Raw genomic sequence first — 23,219 nt, forward strand, 5'->3', positions numbered from 1 at the left:
GAACTTCATTGCTTATCTTGAAAAACATCGCTCTCGTATTGTCAACTATGCCTATTACCAGGCTGAACAACTTTGTTCTATTGGTTCTGGAGCAGTTGAATCTGCTATTAAACAAATTGGTGCGAGAATTAAAATTTCTGGCGCACAGTGGAATGTTGATAGTGTTAATCACATCCTCTCTATTCGTTGTGCTTATCTCAATGGTTTGTTAACTATTTAAGTCTTTCTGCCAAAAGTGGATGCTCCCCCGCTTTTCTCTAGTCTTGGTTCGACAGACTACCTCTAAATTCTGAAAATTTTTCTGAAAAAAAGAATGCTTGTGAATGGCTTGTATTAAAAATTCATCATCATCAATTATCAGTGATATTGGTTGATTAATTAATTCTTCTTCAGTGAAACCAAATAATTGTTGAGCAGCACGATTTACTTTTTTTATTTTACCTACATTACTGGTTATAAACAAAGCATCTGCCATTGCAGTAATTACTTGATCCATGTAGTTTTTGTATGATATTAAAGCACTTGATAGCAGATTTTTGGCATTAGCTTGCTGTGCTAATTTTTGCTTTAAAACTAGCTTGTCGGTAACATCTTCAATTATGACAATTAATTTATTTTCATACTGTTCGCTGATAATATATATATCTATATATAGATGGACTTTATTTTCTGAGCCTCTTCCAATTGCTTGTAATTCAAACAGTTCCTGCTCTCCTTTCAGAATAGCTTTTAAGACATTTTCAAGCCCGATAAACTCAGGAAAACTCAGCCGGACATCTTTTCCCTGTATTACCTCCTCAGGACGTTCTGCAAACCGTTGCACTTGCTCGGATGTATCGATGATGCAGAAATGATCATCCAGTTCCAAACGTTCAAACTTATCTGGGAATGAAGGGTTGTTAAAAATCCGATCTAGTACTTGGTCTTTCATTATGGTGTGAAAACAGGCTTGAGAATTATTTTGACCAGGAGAATTTAGAGCAAAGAGGAAATTTCAAGCGATATTAACAGAAAAGCTCAATTTTTGCCAAATGACGCAATCATCACACTAAAAATTAATAACTTAGTAATTAGAACTAACAATTACTAATTTAGTACCACTGATGATTCTTTTAGTTATTCTTTCAAATGTTTGATCAACATACAAGCCTGTTTAGGTAAAATTTGTAGAAGTTACTAATACTCAGTTTTATTACTGAAATTGATATTAATTGATTAAGTGTACTATTTTTTAAGATCAACCCAGTATGGTTGACGGAAAACAACCATGAGCAACCTTTTGATTTGGTTGATCAGAATTAACGAAGTAAACGTAAATAATATGTATTCTATCTTTTGGAGGATTGACAATTGAATAAAATTCTGGATTTTGCCAGCAAATTATACTCAATAACGCGGTTTATAAACGAGCGCCATCTTAACAAAACCATTCCTGGGTAAAGCTGGAAGTTATTTAAGGTTATAGCGCTTCTGGGTTGAATCCAATAGACCTAACAAGAACAGCCCCTTCCCTACTAGCGTTGGGAAGTAAGATGTATATAAACAAAAAGTGCTATATTGTTATCCACTTTATTAATGTATAAGTTATTACAAAAATTTGCCAATTCAAAAAGTAAACTTTTATTAGATGTAAAATTGCACTGCGATCGCCTAAAATTTAATCTTGAGAAAGTCGGATCTATAAAGTTGGTCAAAACCCAATAAATCACTAGCGTGCTTATACTCTCAAAGCTGCATTTCAAGTTTGTAATGTTGAACCGTTAGAGGGTGAAGACATGGAGCGGTACTATGTTGATTTATCAGCAGTCCGCAAAACTTCATTAATTGATTTCACAGCAACCTCAGAATCCTCGCGGCGAAATTGCTGCTTTATTTGAATTAGGAAAGGCTTATTTATCATCAGTTGGAAACAGTTGCCCAAGAATTGCGAGAATTTGAGGAGGCACGGCGTAATTACCAACAAGCTTTGGCTATCAATATCAAATTTGGCGATCGCTATTTCCAAGCACTCACTTACCACTGTTTAGGGACGCTTGCAGAAGTAGAAGACAACTACACAGAGGCGAGGGTTCATTTGCAGACAGCGTTGGAGATTATATGTTGAGTATAAGGATGAATATTGGAGGGCGATCGCACGGGAGGCGTTAGAGAGATTACCAAAGTGATGGGGTGATGGCATTTAACAAGGGGGCGACCAGATCATACTTATTAGGCAGGCGTAGCAAGTTGGTACAATCGCATTGTCAGCCAAAACAATCAAATTGAATTCGGGTGGTCGTTTATTGAATTCGGGTGGTCGTTTATTAAATTCGGGTGGTCGTTTATTGAATTCGGGTGGTCGTTTATTGAATTCGGGTGGTCGTTTATTGAATTCGGGTGGTCGTTTATTGAATTCGGGTAGTCGTTTATTGAATTCGGGTAGTCGTTTATTGAATTCGGGTAGTGGTTAAGGTGGAGTAAAACCCAGATTCTTGAACCACTTCAGACTTGTGTGTACACCTTAGATCCTAAAAAGAGAGAGGAATGGAAGTGAGGTCAAAGTATATGCCAAAACTACGTCAAAATTTAAATAAACGCGATCGCACTTACCAACAATGCAGATTACCCAAAGTCTCCATACAGCAATTCTCGTGACTGACTTAGAACGCTCTGAACACTTTTATAGCAAAGTATTGGGATTATCCAAAATAGATCGTTCCCTAAAATACGCTGGCGCATGGTATCAAGTCGGCGATTATCAAATTCACCTGATAGTTGCACCTACTGTCCCCACCGAAAACCCTAATGAAAAATGGGGACGCAACCCCCATGTCGCTTTCTCAGTCGCTAACTTGGACGTTGCCAAACAAGAGTTGCTCACTCATAATTATCCCATTCAACCCAGCGCTTCTGGTCGCCCTGCTTTATTCATTCAAGATCCTGATGGAAATATTATCGAGTTGAGTCAGCAGTGAGAGGATGTTTGAAAAGTTTACGGTTGTATTAAAATCTCCCCTAAAAAAGGGGGAAATAACCTTCTCAAAGTCCTCCTTTTTAAGGAGGATTTAGGAGGATCTAAACTTTTTGCTACATCAGCCACTACTTTTAAAACATCCTCTGATCTCGACTTTATCCATTTTTGTCGCAACGTGAACGCCTAAGCTGAAACCTTTATGGGATGGTAGTTTTACTTTTTTAACTTCATCGATAATATGTGATATGGAAAAAGTATTTGCCAAAAGCCAGGGTTTTTGCCGGATCAAGAAAACCGAGTTCTTAATTTTGGATAAAGTCGAGCTGAGAGGGAGTGGGAAAATAATCAATGACTAATGACTAATGACTAATGAAAATAATTGCCTACTCTTACACCAATCCGCTATTAGAATCTGCTCCCGATCAAGCCGATTGGGGATGGGAGGTGGATCGGGTTTATGAAGATTTGGGCAAGCCTGAGTCTTCTGGACACGCTACGCGAGAGTCTTTCAGACACGCTACGCGAACGCAATTACAACAATTATTTACCGATTGCGAAACTGAACCAGCAGATTATCTCTTGATTCGTCGGTTGGAAGAATTAGGAGATACTGTAGAGGAAATTAGCGATCGCTTGCATGAACTCGAAGGAATCGGAGTAGCGATAATTGCCACAGAACAGCCCTACACTTCCGAAAATTACCCTCTCGGCGCTGACTTGCTGAATTTGCTAAATGCAATCCAACGTCAGCAACGTAGTCGCCGCATCCGTCAAGGACACGCCCGTAATCGTCTTGAGGTTGCACCGCCACCCGGCAAAGTTCCTTACGGCTATCGCAGAGGTAAGGGAAAATATACTGTTGATCGCAGTACTTCACCAGTAGTCAAAGATTTTTTTGAACACTTTTTACTCTATGGTTCCCTGCGGGGTTCAGTTCGTTACTTGGCGAAAAAATACGGCAAAAAAATCTCTGTAACCACAGGAAGACGCTGGCTGACTAATCCAGTTTATCGCGGCAATACAGCTTACCAAAATGGTGAAATTATCTCCAATACCCATATACCGATAATTTCTAAGGAAGAAGCTGCCCAAGTTGACCGACTTTTACGCCGTAACAGCCGTTTACCATCCCGAACTGCTAGTGCGCCGCGTTCTTTAGCTGGGTTGGTTGTTTGTGCTGAGTGTCAGTCACACATGACAGTTACTCGTGTCACCCAACGCAATCAAGATAAGGAGTATCTTTATTTACGTTCTACTAGCTGTCCTCAACAGCCAAAGTGTAAGGCTATTCCCTACCAAGAGGTTTTAGAACATACAATTGAAACCGTTTGCCGTGATTTACCCTTAGCTGTAGCGGGAATGAATTTTCCCCAATTGGATGCAGTAAAGAATAGTTTAGGACAAGCGATCGCTCGTCAGCAAGAAATACTTGCTCAGTTACCCGCTTTAATCGAAACTGGAATTTTAGATATTGAAACAGCAAAGTTAAGGGCTTACAAACTCCGCACAGAAATTTCTGCACTCGAAGCAAAGTTGGCGACTCTTCCCCCAGTTAACTTACGTTCTGTCGCTCAAGCTGTTTCCATACCACAATTTTGGTTAGATTTGTCGGAAACAGAGCGACGATTTTACTTTCGAGAATTTATCAGGCAAATTGACATTAGTCTTCAGAATAAAGAATTAAAACTCCAAGTTATTTTTATTTTTTAATTGAAATGTTATTTCTGAGGTGGTTGATTCTTAGTATACGCAGCAGCCCTTTGGAAGAATACCTTACTGATTCACTAATTACCAACTAGTATAAAATTGTTTTGGCAGTAGCGATCGCCTGATCCACACTCTCCACAATATAAACATTTTCTGGCGACAGTTTTTTAAAGAAAAGTTGACTTTCTTCATCATTATTCAACAAAATTACTTGCTTATTTGCTTTCAAAGCGAGAGCAATTTCTGAAGCAGTTCCTGCACCCATACCACAAGCAATGACCAGATCACTGGTAAGAACATTAATATTGTTTCTAGAATTACCCATGTCTGTGAAAATAGCAATATCTACCCAAGAGGAAATACCATCCTGATTCTCACCCGGAAGAATACCAATAGTTAAACCATCAGCAGATTTTGCACCTTTACTTACTGCATCCATTACTCCTACATTTCTACCACCAGTGAGTAAAACCCATCCTTGTTTGGCAATAAGTTGACCTAGTATATAAGCATGTTGTAAATCATTTGCTGTCGCATTTTCTCCCCTCCCCATAACCCCAATAATAATTTTTCGCATAAAATTTCAGATGATACTGGTTTTCAGCGACAAGTGAAAGCGGTATCCCTGAAAGGTCAGACCGCTATCCATCCCCACCGTATAGACAGACGGATGGAGTTTTCCGCGAATTCTGATAAATCACCTCGAAGCATTCTCTTGAAAAGTTGAGCACCCACTTTTCGTTGCAAATAAAGGAAATCTAGGATTATTACTCCTACTGAAGTTACTCTAATTCTGGGCGGCATCAAGAGAAATTTATGCCGAAGAAAGCGGCATCACAATATTTTTTATTATAAGTTCACCTATTGATGAACTGGTGTTTCTTCCTGATGAAAGAGAACTTAAGCATCAACGTCTTCTAAAGTAGGCTTAAAGAATTAACTACGATGCGATCAAGCAAGCTATGGCGATCGCATCCTGTTTGAAATGCGAGTTTTAGGATAAAGAGCGGACGAATTATGAATATCTCGTCGATCGAGGAATCAGACTATGAAACCAGATTATCTCATTGTCGGTAGTGGTTTATCAGCATTAGTCTTTGGCGCTTTGATGGCAAACTCTGGTAAAACTGTGCAAATCCTCGAAGCCCATGAGCATCCAGGTGGCTTTGGTCACACCTTTACGATGGCTAAAAAATACACCTTTAATGCCCAATTCCATTATGTTTGGGATTGCGGTGAAGGACAAACGGTGAATCGGGTACTCAAGAAACTGGGCTTGGATCGGGAAGTGACTTTTGAGCGGTACGACCCGGATGGCTTTGACCACATGCGAATGCCAGGATATGCATTAGATATTCCTTCGGAACCGGAGGAACTTATCCAGCGATTATCAAAGTTGTTTCCTGCACATAGCGATCGCATTCGCCAATTTGTCAACGACGTTGAAAAAACGGGTGCAGGTTTGAAAATACTCGCTCCTCCAGTTAAGCCAATTGAACTGCTCCAACATACAGGTGAAGTGGTTTGTACTGTCCAATATCTCAACAGCACACTTCAAGATGTATTCGACAAGTTTCAGCTATCCCAACCCGCCCAAACCCTATTGGCTCTGCAATGGCCTGATTTTTTGCTGCCTCCGAATCAACTCTCGTTTTATGCCTGGGTTGCTTTGTTCAAGGGCTATCAAGCTGGTGCATTTTACCCAACCCAGCATTTTGGGCATGTAATTAATTCGTTAGTCAAAGTGATTGAATCACACGGAGGGCAGGTACTGCTCAACCATGAAGTCACGAATTTTAGACTCACAGACGGAACAGTTACGGGAGTTGAGGCGATGGATTTAACCACCCATCAAACTCATGAATTTACAGGCGACACCGTGATTTGCAATATTGACCCCAAAAAAGCCGCCAAAATGATTGGTGAGTCAAACTTCTCTAAAACCGTGCGCCGAAAACTCAACTATGAGTATTCTGCATCTAACTACATGGCTTATTGCGTCGTCAAAGACCTTGACCTGCGAAACTATGGATTTGGCGAGTGGAATCTTTTCCACACAGGTCATCAGGATTTAAATGAAGCCTTTGCTCAGATGTATGAATACAATGACTTTTCCAATCCCAGCTTTGCGATGACAACGCCCACTTTATTGACACAAGCGAGTCGGGATTGTCCAGAAGATTGCCAGATTGTCGAATTTCTTACCGTTGCCAATTACGACTACTTTAAGCAATTGCAACAGAGCAATCGCAAAGCCTACAACCAGAAAAAGCAAGAAATCTTCGACTCTATTTTGGATGTCGTGGAAAAAGAATATGTGCCGAATTTTAGAAAGCATCTGGTTTTTCATATCACGGGCAGCCCTACCACCAATGAACGTTTTTGCTGGTGTCCTAACGGGAATTCCTACGGTTCTAGTCTCACACCGCGCAACATGGGTCTGGGACGCTTGAATCACGAAACCTCACTCAACCATTTCTATTTCTGCAATGCTTCATCAGGTTATCCGGGCTTTGCTCCCACATTCTGGACTGGGGCATTGCTGTATCAACGATTATCTGGTGACGTGCTTTTAGGCAATAGCTAAACAGACAGCCACACATATTATTCATATTCAACAACTGAGAGGTCAGTTATGAGAATTGCAGTTATCGGTGGTGGGGCCAGCGGTATGGTTACAGCTTACCTGCTTGATAAACAAGGGCATCATGTCACCGTGTTTGAACGGCAGCCTATGTTGGGGGGACATATTCGGACACTCAACAAGAATGTTCAGCCTAACCAATCTGATTGCAATGAAATGTTGGAAAGTGGAGTGCTGGAATTTCCTACCGTATTTCACAACTTTGTTGCTCTTATGCAAGAGCTAGGAGTGGAACTAGAACCCATCCGTGTCGGTTCAGCTTTATTCCCCAAAGATGGCAGTCCCTTTTTCTCGAAGGTCACGATTGAGAACAACTATACAGGCATCCAACGCTTAATTGAACATCTGCGGTTCGATACCCTCCATGGCCGTTCCGTTGGATTATGGCTAAAAACGCGATCTGCCCATATGGAAGATTTTTATGACCAGCCACTGTCTCAATATGTGAACAACCAAAGTATAAGCAATACTTGGCTAAAGTTGCTGACGATGTATAGCTACTCAATGCCATTTGAACTCATTGATAACTTTCCCGCAGAGATGGCAATTCCGATGTTACGCGACTACCTCGCAGTTAAATGGCTCAGGATTAAAGGCGGTGTATATTCCTATATTGAAAAAATTTTGGAGCGATTTAAAGGTGAAGTCCTGTTGAATGTGGAGATTGTCAATATCGAAAGAAGCCCAGATGGTGTAAAAATCGAGCGATCTACCTCTGGCGGCAGCGCTTCTCTACGAGACGCTCCGCGTAGCTTGCTTCCACGGAGTGGTACGCGATCGCAGGATGAGATCCAGGAGTTTGATAAAGTCGTGTTTGCCACGCCACCCGACCAAGTGATGGTACTGTTAGCTGACCCAACCGATGCTGAAATTAAACGCTTCTCAGGTTGGAAAGCCAATTATGCAACCACTACAATTCATATGGATACTTCGATGTATGATAATCATCACATTCAGCACCCCTCGGAATTTGATTTCTTCCAGACAGATACCCGATGGGGATATAACAGTTACTTGAATCAGCTTTGCGGCATCTCATCGCCACAGCATTACTTTTTATCGTTTCAACTAGAAGGATTGATTGCTCGCGATCGCATTATTCACACTCAAGAACATCACACGCCGTTGTATGCCACTGAATCTTTTAGATACCGTGATGAAGTAGTTGCTACCAATGGAGAGAACAATACTTACTATGCAGGAGCTTATCTAGGAGATGGCTTGCATGAAGGAGCGATCGCGTCTGCTTTTCGAGTTGCTCAACTCATCGGTTCACCTTTGGCTCTCTCCATTTCTGGTTTCAACGACAAAAACACACTCAGGTTAGCAAAGACATAGTAGGACTTGGACAAAAAGTAGCCAGAAAAAAGCCTCAAATTTACATGCACAGAGACTTTGACATCGTTAAGCCTAGTTTCTTGATATATCTGGGTTTCAATAATTTTTGAATATTTGGTCTATTTTCCTTGCCCTATATAGGTTTGAGTCTTTTTTATGCCTTTAAGTCTCGGTAGTACAAATCCTTGGACAGCACATTTTGTAGTATAAAGGTAATATAGCTAAAACTTTTATTCTTTCGTGACAAGCTTGTGCCAAATTGGGCTTGATTGCACTAAAAGGAGAGTGGCGATGAAAAAAGTAGCGGTGTTTGGCAATGCTGGAGGCGGGAAATCAACTCTAAGCAAGAGATTATCTCAAATCACTGGTTTGCCACTTTACGTCTTGGACAAGATTAAATATCAATCAGGAGGCACAGAGGTTCCACATGAAGACTATAAGCACGCCCATCAGCAAATTTTAGTTACTGACCGATGGATTATTGATGGGTTTGGTTGCATGGAAACTCTCTGGCTACGACTTGACGAAGCAGATACTCTGGTTTTTGTCGATTTACCGCTATATGTGCATGGATGGTGGGTAACTAAACGACTAATCACAGGTTACTTTAAACCGCCAGAAGGTTGGCCCTCCAATAGTCCAATATTAAGAAGTTCACTTAGTAGCTACCGCGTGCTTTGGTTGTGTTACAAATATTTAACCCCAAAATATCGTGAGTATATTGAGCAGGCTCAAAGCATCAAAAATGTTTATCACATTCGCTCGACTAAACAAATTTCCCAATTTTTTGAATTAATTGATGACACGCCTTAACTTTGTTGCTTAATTGTTTTATGTCTATTCAAGTCTACGGAATTCCCAATTGCAGCACTTGCAAAAAAGCTTTAACGTGGCTCCAACACAACAACATTAACTATGAGTTCATTAACACTAAAGAGAGTCCGCCGACCCGTGAGCAGATCCAAAACTGGGTGAAATCTTTGAGCTTTGCTCCCATGCGAAATACCTCCGGTCAATCCTACCGTGCTTTAGGAGATGAAAATAAGACTTGGACTGATCAACAGTGGATTGACGCATTCACTCACGACGCTATGCTGCTTAAACGTCCGCTTTTTGTCAAAGATGGAACAGCTGTCCTGGTCGGCTTTAGAGATGAGGCAGTGGTTCAAGAAAAATTAGGATTTTAGTCAGGGATCAACGCTCTAACAGTGAGATTGGGGTTAAATTATCAATTACATTGCTGCACAAAGCTAAAGGGCAGAAGGCAGGAGTGAAAGTATAAGAATATTTTTGCTATTTGAGCGGTGTTGTATGGATGATAATGAAAAACGAATCCTTGACTCATGGCAGATGAATGCTTTGTTATGGACACAAGCAATTCGTAATAAACAAATTGAAAGTCGTGCGATCGCCACAGATGCCGCTATAGTCAAAGCAGTCAGCCAACTTAATCCAAGAACATTCTTAGATATTGGATGCGGTGAGGGATGGTTGTCTCGACAGCTTTTTTCTTTAGGAATTGATGGCTGGGGTGTTGATCTTTGTGCCGATCTCATTGAGGCAGCAAGGCATAGTGGTGATTCTCGCTTTGTTGTCTGTTCGTACTCGGATCTTGCCTCACAAAGATTTAGCACCATTAATTATTTCTCTTGCTTTATCTGCAACTTTTCAATTCTAGGTGAATGCGCTCTTGATGAGATCGCCAAGGCAGGTCATAGCCTGTTAGAGGACAAAGGCAAAATAATCATTCAAACACTTCATCCGATAATTGCTTGCGGTGACTCTACATACTTTAATGGGTGGCGCGAGACTTCATGGCAAGCAATTGCAGATGAGCCATTTTACCCTACTCCCTGGTATTTCAGAACTCTCGAATCATGGATCAACCAGTTCCATGCTTTGAATTACCGATTGCTAAATTTATATGAGCCGTGTGATCCCAAGACGAACAAACCGATTTCAATTATTTTTGTCTTTGAGCGCCAATAACGTATTAAGCATATTTCTTCTCCCGCTATCTACTTTTATTGGCAGAATACTACCAATTGCAAATGCTTGAAAATTACTCTTAATGATTGGACGTTGACCATCTATGTCAGAAGAGGCAGGGGAGCGGGGAGCTATTAGCTGGGGGGAGGTAGTAACGGATCTTGTACTCCGACCAATCGAGAACGCTCGCTTTTGGGCGGGGCTTGATACCCATGTTCCGCTCCGCTTCACGGCAACTCTTGGAGACGCTGCGCGAACGGGACTTTCTATTGCTCCCCCAGCTAAGAGCAAAATGCCCCTCCGCCTCTTCGGTCAATAGGCAGTAGTTTTTCTCCTTGTTTGCCTTACTTTCCTCTTAAGCCTCTTTTGGTGGTTGCCAAACAGACGCGCGGATAATAGCCGACAAAAGTAATAAGTTATAGATAGCCCATGCACCATTAAGGAGGTGAACTTCAGGATAATTCAGATGACCGATCGCTAAACGGTAAAGGCTCCATAAAATTCCCAAAATTGTCAGTGCAAAGACAACCATCTGTGGCCAAACTAGCCGTAAATAAATCCCGGATTGACGTTGCTTAGGTGTGACTTGAAAATTTAGTTTTTGCCCTGTGAATACACTCCACACGGCTTGGATTAATAAAGGAAACAAAGCGATCGCATATTGTTCAGAGCGCCAAACTTCTCTAGCTGGAATTCCCCAAGTGGCTGCTAGAAAAGTAAGACGGTTAATAATAAAAGCTGGGAAAAAGTGTAGAGCAAAGTCAGGCCCGTAGGTTTTAACTGGAATAATATCTGTAAAAAAATAGATGAGTGGACAAGAAATAAAAACCAGAGTTGCAAAACCAGAAAAATAGCTATACATGGTCTTAAAATAATGCAACTTTTGCCAAAAAGTTAGCCCTGATTTTGTAAGTGGATTTTCTCTCAGTAGTACTTGAATAGTTCCTTGTGCCCAACGTAACCGCTGTTTCAAAGTAGAACTCAGGTCATCTGGCGCTAAACCTTCTGCCAAAAGTTCATGATGATAAATAGATTTCCATCCAGCACCATGCAGACGCATTGCTGTATTCATATCTTCTGTAATACTGTTGCTGGATACACCACCAATTAATTGAAATTCTTCTAAACGTTTTTCATCTTTGGCAAACTCATCAGCAAAATGTTGTAGTCCAACACTAATCAGTGCTTCGCGCCTCAGAATCGCATTTGTGCCTGTATAAAAAGCGGCATTCATGCCATCTTTGCCTTGTTGAAGTGGCCCATAAAATAAATTGGCTCGATGTCCAAAGGGATCGCCCGCAGGAATATTATAAAAATCCTGGCGAGTCTGGACAAAAGCAATTTGATTCTGGTCGTATTTCCCTACGAAAAGATTATAGGTGTAGAAATAAGGCAGAACTCGCTTGAGAAATTGTGGCTTGGGAATATGGTCAGCATCTAGGGTAAGAATAAATTGTCCTGAAGTTTCGCCAGAAAAAATCGCGTAATTGAGATTACCCGCTTTAGCGTGGTGGGGTACACCAGCTGGTTTGGGACGAGCAATGTAGCGAAAACGAGCGAGTTCAACTAGTTCCAGTTCTTTCTTGCGAATAGCTTCTTCTAAGGCTTTCCGTTCGGTAACTAAGCGATCGCATAGCGTCTTTCCAGGAGAATCGCTAATACTTTGATGAGTCGGAAGCCAAAGAATAAGCGATCGCAAACTTTGCACAAATCCAGCCGCAGGCTGGTTAACCACTGATTCTGATGATGCTTGCAGCCATTGTTCAGCAGCTTGAGTATTAGGTGTGAGATTTTCCAGTTGCTTTAAACGCTCCAACAAACAAGAATGTTCTGCATCAATCCGTTCCGCTTCTAGCTGTAATTGTGGTGATTGCAAATCCTCAATACACAATCTTTCTGTCATAGCTCGCATATCAGCCGAGTTACCGTCATCCAGCACATAAACGCGTAACTTTATTGGTGGGTAATCCATCGCCAGAGCAGCTTTGACAGTTTCTTCTACAATTGTCGGCGGCTCGTTGTAGCATGTTACAAATACATCCACAGTTGGCCAGTCGGATCTGGGTATAGGTGGGGTCATTTGGTCGAGAGACTTAATCTGTCGAACTAAGGGACGCCATAATCCAATCACAAACATCACGCCGCCGAAATAGCTATAAATTTCTGCTATTAGCAAAGGAATCGATATCCAGAGCGCATCAAAATTGATGGAGTGGGTGATGCGCCATTGCAAATACCAGATACCAAAAATTAAATTGATTTCTGCCAAATAACGAAATAACAGTGTTCTTTTTTTCAGTAACGAGCGGCTGTTACCGGGAAAGTGTGAGGAATTATCAATAATAGAAACTGAAGTCATCTTAGTACCAGTAGTTAATGTATCTGCATCCCCTCAAAACAAGTATTCCCTAGTTAAATTTGTGACTAACAACCTCTTGTTGACTAACTCACAATTACTAGGTAACGCCTTGTGCAATCTCCTATAAGGGGAGGGAAACGGAAAAACGTTGTTGGGGAGTAAGAATCAAAGCCTCTCAGGAGTGGGGGAGAGGAATGGAAACGGGGTTCTAAAAATTAATACAGTTCAGTTGAGGCTAAAACTCTGTTATTAATGTCAATTTTTTAACGTAGACGCGCAGCGGCTTGCCGCAGGCTACCGCCAAGGCGCAGAGGACGCAGAGAGAAGAAAGAAATGCTTACCTGAACCGTATTGTTCTAAAAATAAGTTGCACACCGCGTTAGGTAGGATCTGAGCTAAGAATAAAACACTTTTACACTTAGCTTAGAAATGATCGTCGTTATTTTGTGCCGGTTACTATAGCGGTTCCCACTCAGATGCGGCATTATATCGCCAGGTGTAAAGGCACGGCAGTGCCGTGCCCCTACGGGTGTAACTCACGTAAACGAGAACCGCTATCAGTGAGTATTTTTACTATTTGAAACCCAGTAACTTCCAAAACTATCAGAAATTAACTTGGTTTGTTGTGTGGCGGTGTTTGGTAGACCTCGCCCAGAATTTCCCTTAGTAACTTCCTGCCACCAAGGAGATTTCATGGTGGTAGTCGGACGAATTAAGGGTTGTCGATTCGTGACCTTGTATAGCAAAGATTGCAAAACCATACTGTTGGTGCTGCTGGTGAAACCGACTGCCGTTTTACCTGTGGTTTCATAGAAGCCCTCATAAAATCCAGTTAATGGATTGTATAAGTCAGTCGTTCCTTGCAGTAATTGTTGACTGTACTTGTTTTCTGGAAGCAGGGCATGATAGGCAAAAGCTACTGCTGTACTTACCAATCGCCCTTTTGGTACAGGTTGACCATCATCTCCTAAAGCTACCCAAGACTCACCCTGCCCAGTAATTGAGCTATGTATAGTGTAAGGTTTGCGATCAATCAAGGTGGTGGCTGAGGCTGTGAGAATGCCAGTACGGCGATAACGTTCAGCTTGCGCCTGGAAAATTGGTTCAAAGAGCGATCGCATTTTTGGATCTAGTCCAAATTCCACTGCATAGAGTAAGAAAGGATTGCTAACTGTGTATTGGTTAACTTTGGAGTTAGTATCTGTGCGATGGCGTTGGACTGGGACTTTCACTCCCTCTACTGAAGCAGTTTGATATTCACCGCCAACAGCAGAACGATCAACATTAAATCCCCATAGTTGAAAAGCACGAGCGGCATATTCTTCATAACCCAAGCGGGTTTCAGGATTGACGCGGGTAAGCGATCGCCCGTCTTGATCTTTGGTAACAGTAGCACTGGAGAGAATTCCTTCGCGTACCACACGCAAGTATGACCAATCCAGGACAATTTTATCTACAGCAGCCGTGTATTGTGGATGACAAGTTTTTAAGTTGTAAAGCGCTGCTAGCAATCTACCCAAATCTAAAGCTGACCAGCCATTTCCTTCTAAAATCGGATTTCCACCATAATCTATTGGTTGCAGCGATCGCGTATTGTAACCCCGACTCGGCAATTCACCTGCAAATAACGATAACTTTGTCAAGGCTGCTAAAAGATGTCGGGTGCGCTGGTCAAATTCTTTGGGGGTAATTATATCGAGTGATCGCGCTGCATGGAGGGCTGCGAGATAATCTCCCAATCCCCAAAGAGTTGCACCTTTGAAATCACTGCGATCGTCTATCAGCCCACTTTTGGAATGATAATTCGCTTGAAAGTATCGCCAAGCTGCCTCTGCATAGCGCCGTTCAATTACTGACAGTGGCCGATCTAGTTCCAGGTTAGATGATGGCTTGGGACTATCCACTGGGGGAATAGGTGCAACGGCCACTTCTGTAGGTTTAGAAGTATCCGCAGGGGTTGCGATCGGAGTCTTAGCAGTAGTAGAATTCGGTTGATTTGAGGGTGTTGCAGCAGAAGCATTCTCACTGAGCTTACCAGTAGACACACTCGCAGAACCAGAAGCAATTAAAGGGCGATTTCCCTTAGCTTTGTAGTATAAAATCTCCAAAATTAACCCATTAGTATTACCTGTCAAAGCTTTATTGGGTTGTTTTGATTCTTCATAGATACCAGCATAGTAACCACCATCATCAGGACTACGGAGATCCTTGACTGCATCAAAAACTTTTTGGGCATAGGCATTATTTGGAAAAAGATAGTGCCAACCAAAAGCAGCTTTGGTGCTGATGCTGCGAAACTGTGGGTAAGATTGATTGGCATCGGTGATTGTCGCCCAGTTTGCACCGTTTGCATAGACGGTGTTATAGAGAAAATAAGGCGCTTGGTCGATATTATCTTCTGTAACCGCAGTCAACTGACCTGTGGTATCAAAACGCCGTTTTTGCACATCTAAAACCCTGGCAGCAAAATCAGCTAACTCACCTTGCAAACCAAATTCAATCCCTTCAAGGATATAAGACTCACTAACAATGTAATTATTAGCGTTAGTGCTTTGAAAGTCACGGGTATCAACGGGAATTTGGACACCATTAATTTCGACTAACTTAAACGGCTCAAAAGCGATCGCTTTCGGTGCAGAAAAACCCCAAAGTTGATAACCCCTCGCGCCGTATTCTTCATAGCCGAGTCGTCCTTCTTGCACCAGTAATGTTTTGCCGTCTGGGAGAACAGTAGCACCGTAAAGTTGTCCATCTTTAAGCGATCGCGCCACTTGCCACTTTGCTACAATTCCTTTAAGCCAATCATTATATTGCGGATGACAGGTACGGATGACATCAAACGCAGCTAATATTCGCCCAACATCCAAAGCAGACCAACCAATACCCCGCTCAAGTGGATTATTACCATAATCAACCATCTGTGCAGTGGCTGCATTATAAACTTTATTTGGCAACGCATCCTCAAATAACCTCAAGCTGTTGAGAGTCGTCAAAAACTTGTTGAGGCGTGCATCAAAGTCTGCTTGATCAGTAAGATTCAACCATCGTGCAGCATTCAATGCCATTAGGTAATTCCCCATATCCCAGAGTGTACCCGAAGGATAACCCCCAGTAGAATTGGTAAATCCCGTTGCTGGCTGATAATTTTTGACAAAATACTGCCAAGCAGCACGAGCATAAGTTTGTTCTTCAGATGTGAGCGGGGCTGTAATATTGCTACAGCTATTGGAATTTTGGGATAAGACTGGTGTCGGGATGTAAAACAACAATTGCAGAAATGTTCCAACTAGGAACAATGCAATCCATCTCAACAGCTTTTGTTGATGGTGCTTGTATAGCATAAGCAAAGAAGGAGTTAGGAGCGCGTCTGTACAGCTATCGATATCGAGTAGCGCTAGTGAATGATATTCGCAAAAGTTCTAAATATCAGGGTGAATTACACGGAAATTTTGTATCTTTTTTCCTTAAACGAGGTCTGTATACGGAAAAAGATTATATTTTGCCCAAAAATAAATGTTATGGAGAAAGTTTCTATATATTTAGAATATTTATAACGAATTGGGTAAATAAACGGAGATTTATTGGTATATTTTGATAAATTACTAAACTTTTATATATAGTTGGCTTTTGCCTTGATAGCAGAGATTTTAACCGCCCTGGGCTAAAGATTTGTCAGCCAACCAAACTCAAGTGTTATATGCAATACCAGAAAAATCCTCTGTGGGCAAAGGTCAGTGGATATTATCCCTCTTCTGTCACTTTCCGAGAGGACAATCTCTAGAAGCTATATCAGTCAATCAATACAAGCTATCCTATTACAAAAACTTAGTTATTGTATTTGTTATTAACCCAAGTTGCTAGTTATCAAAAAACGCTTATTTTTAAGTACAAATATCTAAAATTTAGTATCTAAAAGTACTAAAAAATGGAGTTTTTGTATCTTTTGGATACCATTCTGTGACACTAACTAGCAACTTACGTTATTAGGAAAAAATCTTGCGTAGGCGTAGCCCGTCGTAGACATCGCTTCGTATACAAAAGCTCTAGAATTCACAAATGGCAAAAGTTTTCGGAGAGTGACAGAAGAGGGTTAGATTAAATGCCCAAGGATGGAATGTACCAGCGATCGCTAAAATTTTTGAGTGTCACGAACATACGGTACGAGCAACACTGAGGAGTTGGGAAAATAAGGGTTTGGGAGGACTATGGGAAACTTCCGGGCGGGGAGCAAAGTGCAAATGGCTTGAGGCAGACTTAGCATATTTAGAGAATTGCTTAGAGGTAGAACCCCGTACTTATAACAGTTTGCAGTTATCAGAAAAATTGGCTCAAGACAGAAATGTGCAACTGAGTCCGTCTCGTCTGCGACGTTTGCTCAAAAAAAAGTGGAAATGGAAACGCACCCGCCATACTCATAAGAGAAAACAAGACCCAGAAAAACCACGACTTGAAGCTTGCAGACTTAGATACCTTAAAGCAAGCGGCAGTAGAGGGTTATGTCGAGCTTAAGTATCTTGATGAGTCTGGGTGTTGTCGTTGGAGTCCTGTTAGCTACAGTTACAGTCGTATCGGTAGCCAAAAACAAATGGCACAAATTGGTAGTCGTGGTGGTCGCATTAGTATTTTGGGTTTATGGCAACCCCAAGTCAGTTTTGAGTATGCCTTGGTTCAAGGTGGGTTCAAAACAAAACGCTACATCGAGGTTATGGATTGGATTGCAGTTAAAGCAAAAAACACTTTAGTTGAAACTGGTCGTATCAGTGTTATTGTTCACGATAATGGTTCCTTACATATTAGTAAGAAAGCAAAACAAAAATGGCTTGAGTGGCAAGAAAAAGGACTATTCGTTTTCTTTTTACCACCCTATTGTTCCGAAATGAATCGGATCGAGGAAGAGTGGCATCAACTAAAAACTCATGAAATTGCTGGACAAATGTTTATTACGAGTTATCAATGACAGATTATCTTCTTCTGGGTCTGTTATCTAATAAATTAACCGCAGCACCAGCAGCAGCACCATTGACACCATTTTTCCAGGTAGTTCTACAACCACCAGAAATTGCACCTGCCAATACACCAGCACCAGCACCTACAGCGATATCTTGAACAGGTAAACGTCCGTTTCTTCTTCTGGCTCTGGTGCGTCTTGCACCATTGGCAGCATTAACAGCAGCACCAGCAGCAGCACCTTTAAAAGCATTGTCTAATACCGAACCACAATTTGTTACAACCCCACTTAATACACCTGCCCCGGCTCCAATCGCTGCATTATTAAGAACTCGGTCATCAGCAGAAGCAGGTTGAACCGGTATTAAGCTAGTACCAGCTAAAGTAGCAGCCATCAAGCCAGGTAGGAATGCGCGTTTTAGCATGTTTTGCATGGTGGTACCCTCTAAAAATCTTACGATTGGTGAACAATCAAATTTCAGTGCGCTCCCTAATCCTCATATTTCTAATTTTAGACAATAGCAATATTATTTAAAATTAGGATATTTAGATAATTTCACCCACTAAAACGTAATTTTAGCCCAAAGCTTGTTGTATTTACTGAGTGGACAATAATTAAACTGACCAAGCCCCGTTGGGGCGAGTATAGGGTGTGGGGTGTAGGGAAAGCCCATCTTTTAAGATTGATCGCATTGAGCGGGGTTGCAGAGCTACGTTCAATGCCGTATCCTCTACACCCTACACCCTACCTCCCCACACCCAACTTCATGACACATGAACTAAAAAACAGTAAACCAAAAAGTTTTTCCTCAAAGAGCGATCGCTAGATGGAGGCTAGTCCATCGTCTCTCTAATCGATTCTCTCTTTTATTGCCGAAAGCCTTTCTAATGTAGCCTATTGGAGGCATGAGTGGTGTGTTGGTGGGAAATCTGGGGTCAAGATTCGCTGTTCTTTGAAAAATTACGTCCTAGTGTCAATACCTTAGCTAAATTACGAGGTTCAACGCCCATAGAAACGGGTCCGAAAGCGATGTCTACGACGGGCTACGCCTACGCTAAATCTGTGTCAATAAGCAGACATTAATGCGACTATTTTTGAGCCTATTGAGAATACAAGCTTTTTATTTACATAATGCGTTCGCCCTGGCTATAGCATTACCCAAATCAATTGTCTCGCAAAAGTATTGATAAAGTTTTGGTGGAGTCAGCCAAAGTAAAGCATCGGCCTGTTGTGTTGCCTCGACCAATCCTTGAGGGTCATCGCTGCTAACTGGCTTCACTGTAGCACCTTGAGCCACTAGATCGATTGGCGCAAATTTTGTGAGCTGCCCCATGCCTCAAGAGCGGGGGTAGGGTTCCAGTATTCGCGGTAGTGGACTATCTTTCCATCTTTGGTTTCGAGTCGCATCACATAATCTTGCTGATAGTGGCAACCTGTGGTGACAATCGTAGCTTCCCCATGTACCTCAGCAAATAAAACATTAGGGTTTGATGTTTGATGCTCGCGAACATTCGTGAATATCAAATTTTGCAATGGTAGGTTGAGAATCCTGTCTCTTAATCCCAGTTGCCGGTAGTAATTTTCTTGGGATGTAATGGCTGGTGTTAGTAATGCCGACAGATGCTTCGCTATTACTTCGTCTTCCACCATCGGGCGTTGCTTGTTTTTCGCGTGGTCTCTATTGGTTTTTCGGCTGGTGGTCATGGCTGGTCACAATCGCTCAATCACTTGTCTGTCCTGAGTTTTACACGATTTTTCCCCACGGCAAATACCACGCTTGACAATTTCCCCTTTTCCTTAACTTGTCACCAATGCTGCCAAGCAAACTATTAGCTGGCAGGGTGCAATCCGCAAACCTAGATAAAATTTAGGAAGATTTTTTCCCATCTGAAACCATTTGCGAGAGAATATAGGCTCCAAAATCTAGTACCTGATCCAGCAAAAAGCCAATGATACCGATGTAGATGATCACCTGGATTATATAATCGACATTACCAGCTTTATAAGCTTCCCACAGGGTAAAGCCAAGTCCTTTTGGGCCTGTTAACATTTCTGTAGCAATAACTATAAACCAAGCTACCCAAATGCTTACTTTAAAGGCATGAAATAGATGAAATATAGCTACTCGAAAGTTATTGTTCTGTCTATGAAAATGCCGCATCCCTATTGCTGTATTAATAATCATCGTCCAGAGAGTTCCCAGAAAAACTACTATAATAGCAGCCGATTCGCTTTCTTGAAATGCTATTAGGGCAATAGGTAACAAAGCTATAGGAGGGATACTATGTGGTATCTGAAATATCAGCCTAAATAGCTGATAAATCATGCTATTCATACCTATTAAATAACCAATGAAACTACCCAATACAGCGGCTGGAATATAACCCACAAATAACCGTTGTAGGCTAGCTAAGATGTCTAAAAACATATTATTTCCTATGCCTCAGTTTTCATTGAGAATATCTGGGAAATACTGTGGCAACAACACAAAATAGTGAATAGAAAAGTGATTTTAACTGTATTTCCTCTTTTCTTAGTACAAGATTTCCTAGATTCTCTCTTCCTTGGCGGTTACTCAAAAAAATTAGTTGTTTTTACGATGTGATAGTAGTAGTACAAAGAAGAGGTAAAACTTGTATTTACTAAACTTTATCAGAAAAGCAAATCCTGATTAGTAAATTAAATACAATTTCTAGAATTGACTTGTTTGATGGTTATACTAAGTATGAATATCTAAAATTTTGAATCCTAAATAAATATCAAGATTTGTTATTAACGTAAGTTGCTAGTTAGTGTCACATAATGGTATCACTAAGATACAAAAACTCCATTTTTTAGTACTTTTAGATACTAAATTTTAGATATTTGTACTTAAAAATAAGCGTTTTTTGATAACTAGCAACTTGGGTTATTAGCAATACAGATATTAAATAAAATAAGAAGTAAGAAGGATGAAAAAATAATTTTCATCCTTTAGAATTTAACCTTTGCGATTATTTACCCAAATTGCGCTTCATTTGTTCTAACTCATCCTGAGTTTCCCAGCTACGGAACTTCTCTTCTAAGTCATCAAACCCACTAGAATAACTGCTAGTTTGATTCGACCACCCACTGGTTTCAAAACGCTGCTGAGTTTGCGCTTTAGCACGGGCTGTCTGTGCCTCAGCGGCTTTAGCTTGCACCTCCTGTCGTCGCTGCTGAATTTTTCGCAGTAGTTCCTGAGATTGGTTAATGCGTTCTTTCAGCCCTTGCATATGTCCCCAACGCTGATTTCCTTCGCGCAACAGGGCTGCTTCTCGCTCACCCGCCGCAGCCGCCAAATCTTCTCTACCAGCGTTTTTGGCTTTTTGAACACGGATATGCCAACGCTGAATTTCTTGAGCGGTGGACAGAATTTCTTCTTGCGATCGCTTCTCTTGTACTTGTAAATCTGCGATCAGCTTTAATGTGCCTTCCTCTTGCTCACGCAGCTGTTCTAGCAGCGCCTCTAACTCCAAATGTGGATTGTTACGCAAGAATTCTTCTAAACGGTTTTCTAAAAACCGACTCAAATCATCAAATAAGCCCACTGCTAGAACTCCAGAGATCGGGTGCGTGACTATTTTATTGTAGTAGTCAGGTGGACTTCTGGGTGTTAGTTAGATTTGAAAGTTGGGAAGAATGTATTTGGTGAAACTACGCAAACAACGCTGACTTACAAAATAAGGCTTTAATCAGTATGAGTTCTGATTTTCAACCGCCACCTAAGAGCTTGTCCATACTAGCTTCTGTCGGAGGAGTAGTTACTGCTGTAATAGCGATCGCAATTTTAACTAGTTGGTCTAAGCAATTTTCCAAGACTTCTATAGAAAAACCTGAAATATCAACATCCGAAACTGCTTCACGCCCATTGGTACAACCGGAGAAACCCCAAAATCCCCTCTCTTCTGCTCAAGAAGCTGAAATAGTTGCTAGCCTTGATGCGAAATCTGTAGTTTTGCCAGGTCAACCCATTCCTAAGAACCAATTAACAGTAGCGATAATTCCCTATGTTGCTCCTGGAGTTGGAAAACTGACCCCAGAGGAAACGACAACTGCCCGTCAGGCTTGGTCATACTTCCAGCGCAACTGGAACGATGAAACTGGCTTGGTCAATTCTGTTGATGGCTTTGCTTCTGTCAGTATGTGGGATCAGACAGCAGCGATCGCAGCTTTGGTCAGTGCTAGAGAACTCAATATCGTGCCTGTGGCTGAATTTGATGCCAAAATGACCAAAATGTTGAAGACACTGGCATCTATGCCTTTATACAAAGGGGAACTACCCAACAAAGTCTACAATGCAAAAACCCTCGTACCCGTTAATTATGGTCAACTAGAAAAACGCGAAGAAATTGGTTGGTCAGCCATCGATTTAGGACGGATGGCAATCTGGTTGAAGATTGTCGGGGCAAAGTATCCAGAGATGCGACTAGAAACAGAAGCGGTTTGGAAGCATTGGCAAGTCAAGCGTCTCACCAGAAGGGGACAAATGTACGGTACTGCTGTTATCAAAGGTAGAGAACAGTATAACCAAGAAGGTCGCTTGGGCTATGAGAATTATGCTGCATACGGTTTAAAGCTTTGGGGCTTGGATGTTAATAAAGCTTTGGATTATCAGTCCCATGCTGCGTTTGTTGATCTTTACGGAGAAGGAATTCCTTACGATCTCCGCGACTATAAAAACTCTGGAGCTAATAACTACGTTCTTAGCGAACCCTATATTTTAGATGGCATCGAAACTGGGTTTCAAGCTTTGCCTAAAGCTTATGCTGATCGGATTTTAGCTGCTCAAGCAGCGCGTTACCAAGCAACCAAACAATTAACTGCCGTCACCGAAGACAACTTAGATCGCTCTCCTTACTTCGTTTACAGTAGTCTGTTTGTCAACGGGAAACCTTGGGCAACCATTACAGATACCCGACAACAGCACAACGATTTACGATTTCTCAGTGCCAAAGCTGCGATCGGCTGGCATGTGCTTTACAATACTACTTACACCAGCCAGTTATTTGATTTTGTCCAAGCTAACCTTAAATCTAAAGATGGCTGGTACAACGGCTTTTATGAGTCTCTACGTCAGCCGAATAAAACTCTTACCGCTAATAATAATGGTGTGATTCTAGAAAGTTTACTGTACAAGCAAGTTGGACAACCGCTCACCGTTTGGGCAGGAGTTAAAAGTCAGAAGTTAACCGAGAGGGCTATCAGAACACGATAACTTAAACTTACCTAAATCGGAGAGAAGGCTCCCGCCATAATCTCT

At 41.6% G+C, this 23,219-nt stretch carries 20 protein-coding genes and 2 pseudogenes; 13 read left to right on the plus strand and 9 right to left on the minus strand.

Annotated features, from left to right (window positions below; translation table 11 throughout):
• Positions 1–220, plus strand: a pseudogene (locus F8R90_RS29565) (ISKra4 family transposase); the annotation flags it as partial.
• Here the strand turns inward: F8R90_RS29565 and F8R90_RS29570 are convergent.
• Entirely contained in the window at positions 209–931 is a 723-nt protein-coding gene (locus F8R90_RS29570; protein WP_196513611.1) for a PAS domain-containing protein, read from the minus strand. The pseudogene F8R90_RS29565 and the gene F8R90_RS29570 sit on opposite strands and share 12 nt — an antisense overlap.
• A gap of 972 nt (positions 932–1,903) precedes the next feature.
• On the opposite strand from F8R90_RS29570, the gene F8R90_RS29575 reads away from it, so the two are divergent.
• From F8R90_RS29575 to F8R90_RS29585, 3 genes are all read left to right on the plus strand, one after another.
• Positions 1,904–2,104 carry a tetratricopeptide repeat protein gene (locus tag F8R90_RS29575; RefSeq protein WP_230967076.1) on the plus strand — a complete coding sequence of 67 codons (201 nt, stop codon included), beginning with the start codon at positions 1,904–1,906 and terminating at the stop codon, positions 2,102–2,104.
• A gap of 490 nt (positions 2,105–2,594) precedes the next feature.
• A complete protein-coding gene (locus F8R90_RS29580; RefSeq protein ID WP_196513612.1) occupies positions 2,595–2,954 on the plus strand; it encodes a VOC family protein in 360 nt (119 codons plus the stop codon).
• A gap of 368 nt (positions 2,955–3,322) precedes the next feature.
• A complete protein-coding gene (locus tag F8R90_RS29585) occupies positions 3,323–4,663 on the plus strand; it encodes a recombinase family protein (protein ID WP_196513613.1) in 1,341 nt (446 codons plus the stop codon).
• An 85-nt stretch (positions 4,664–4,748) separates the two neighbouring features.
• Here F8R90_RS29585 and F8R90_RS29590 read toward each other — a convergent pair whose 3' ends face one another.
• On the minus strand, positions 4,749–5,237 hold the full coding sequence (locus F8R90_RS29590) for a TIGR00725 family protein (RefSeq protein WP_196513614.1): 489 nt from the start codon (positions 5,235–5,237) through the stop codon (positions 4,749–4,751).
• Between the two features lie 471 nt (positions 5,238–5,708).
• Between F8R90_RS29590 and F8R90_RS29595 the strand changes: the two genes are divergently transcribed.
• From F8R90_RS29595 to F8R90_RS29620, 6 genes are all read left to right on the plus strand, one after another.
• Complete coding sequence (locus F8R90_RS29595; RefSeq protein ID WP_196513615.1) at positions 5,709–7,247, plus strand: phytoene desaturase family protein; 1,539 nt, start codon at positions 5,709–5,711, stop codon at positions 7,245–7,247.
• Positions 7,248–7,295: 48 nt separating this feature from the next.
• Complete coding sequence (locus F8R90_RS29600) at positions 7,296–8,642, plus strand: FAD-dependent oxidoreductase (protein ID WP_196513616.1); 1,347 nt, start codon at positions 7,296–7,298, stop codon at positions 8,640–8,642.
• A gap of 291 nt (positions 8,643–8,933) precedes the next feature.
• On the plus strand, positions 8,934–9,455 hold the full coding sequence (locus tag F8R90_RS29605) for an adenylate kinase (RefSeq protein ID WP_196513617.1): 522 nt from the start codon (positions 8,934–8,936) through the stop codon (positions 9,453–9,455).
• 20 nt (positions 9,456–9,475) lie between these two features.
• Positions 9,476–9,829, plus strand: a complete 354-nt coding sequence (locus F8R90_RS29610; protein ID WP_196513618.1) for a Spx/MgsR family RNA polymerase-binding regulatory protein — start codon at positions 9,476–9,478, stop codon at positions 9,827–9,829.
• A gap of 124 nt (positions 9,830–9,953) precedes the next feature.
• Positions 9,954–10,631 (plus strand): class I SAM-dependent methyltransferase, encoded by a 678-nt coding sequence (locus F8R90_RS29615; RefSeq protein WP_196513619.1) that lies wholly within the window; start codon positions 9,954–9,956, stop codon positions 10,629–10,631.
• Positions 10,632–10,734: 103 nt separating this feature from the next.
• The gene (locus F8R90_RS29620; protein ID WP_196513620.1) at positions 10,735–10,950 is read left to right on the plus strand and encodes a hypothetical protein; all 216 of its coding nucleotides are present in this window, start codon (positions 10,735–10,737) and stop codon (positions 10,948–10,950) included.
• Between the two features lie 36 nt (positions 10,951–10,986).
• On the opposite strand, the gene F8R90_RS29625 is transcribed toward F8R90_RS29620, so the two are convergent.
• Positions 10,987–12,990 (minus strand): glycosyltransferase, encoded by a 2,004-nt coding sequence (locus F8R90_RS29625; RefSeq protein ID WP_196513621.1) that lies wholly within the window; start codon positions 12,988–12,990, stop codon positions 10,987–10,989.
• Positions 12,991–13,547: 557 nt separating this feature from the next.
• Positions 13,548–16,331, minus strand: a complete 2,784-nt coding sequence (locus tag F8R90_RS29630) for a DUF3131 domain-containing protein (protein WP_196513622.1) — start codon at positions 16,329–16,331, stop codon at positions 13,548–13,550.
• Between the two features lie 760 nt (positions 16,332–17,091).
• Here F8R90_RS29630 and F8R90_RS33960 point away from each other — a divergent pair.
• Both F8R90_RS33960 and F8R90_RS29640 read left to right on the plus strand, forming a co-directional pair.
• Positions 17,092–17,499 (plus strand): annotated as a pseudogene (locus tag F8R90_RS33960) (helix-turn-helix domain-containing protein); the annotation flags it as partial.
• Positions 17,438–17,947, plus strand: a complete 510-nt coding sequence (locus F8R90_RS29640; RefSeq protein WP_196513623.1) for a transposase — start codon at positions 17,438–17,440, stop codon at positions 17,945–17,947. The pseudogene F8R90_RS33960 and the gene F8R90_RS29640, both read left to right, overlap by 62 nt.
• A gap of 4 nt (positions 17,948–17,951) precedes the next feature.
• Here the strand turns inward: F8R90_RS29640 and F8R90_RS29645 are convergent, their stop codons facing one another.
• The 5 genes from F8R90_RS29645 to F8R90_RS29665 form a co-directional block, all read right to left on the minus strand.
• Positions 17,952–18,371 carry a hypothetical protein gene (locus F8R90_RS29645; RefSeq protein ID WP_190895460.1) on the minus strand — a complete coding sequence of 140 codons (420 nt, stop codon included), beginning with the start codon at positions 18,369–18,371 and terminating at the stop codon, positions 17,952–17,954.
• A 687-nt stretch (positions 18,372–19,058) separates the two neighbouring features.
• Positions 19,059–19,235: a hypothetical protein gene (locus tag F8R90_RS29650; protein ID WP_196513624.1), complete on the minus strand. Its 177-nt coding sequence runs from the start codon at positions 19,233–19,235 to the stop codon at positions 19,059–19,061.
• Positions 19,235–19,471, minus strand: a complete 237-nt coding sequence (locus F8R90_RS33210) for a nuclear transport factor 2 family protein (protein ID WP_230967085.1) — start codon at positions 19,469–19,471, stop codon at positions 19,235–19,237. Before F8R90_RS33210 ends, F8R90_RS29650 begins: the two co-directional genes overlap by 1 nt.
• 334 nt (positions 19,472–19,805) lie before the next feature.
• The gene (locus tag F8R90_RS29660; protein WP_199344896.1) at positions 19,806–20,366 is read right to left on the minus strand and encodes a nitrate transporter; all 561 of its coding nucleotides are present in this window, start codon (positions 20,364–20,366) and stop codon (positions 19,806–19,808) included.
• Positions 20,367–20,931: 565 nt separating this feature from the next.
• Complete coding sequence (locus F8R90_RS29665) at positions 20,932–21,507, minus strand: TIGR04376 family protein (protein ID WP_190895461.1); 576 nt, start codon at positions 21,505–21,507, stop codon at positions 20,932–20,934.
• 149 nt (positions 21,508–21,656) lie between these two features.
• Between F8R90_RS29665 and F8R90_RS29670 the strand changes: the two genes are divergently transcribed.
• Complete coding sequence (locus tag F8R90_RS29670; RefSeq protein WP_196513626.1) at positions 21,657–23,174, plus strand: DUF3131 domain-containing protein; 1,518 nt, start codon at positions 21,657–21,659, stop codon at positions 23,172–23,174.
• Positions 23,175–23,219: the final 45 nt, after the last annotated feature.

Source organism: Nostoc sp. NZL, assembly GCF_015714705.1.
Classification (GTDB): domain Bacteria; phylum Cyanobacteriota; class Cyanobacteriia; order Cyanobacteriales; family Nostocaceae; genus Nostoc; species Nostoc foliaceum_A.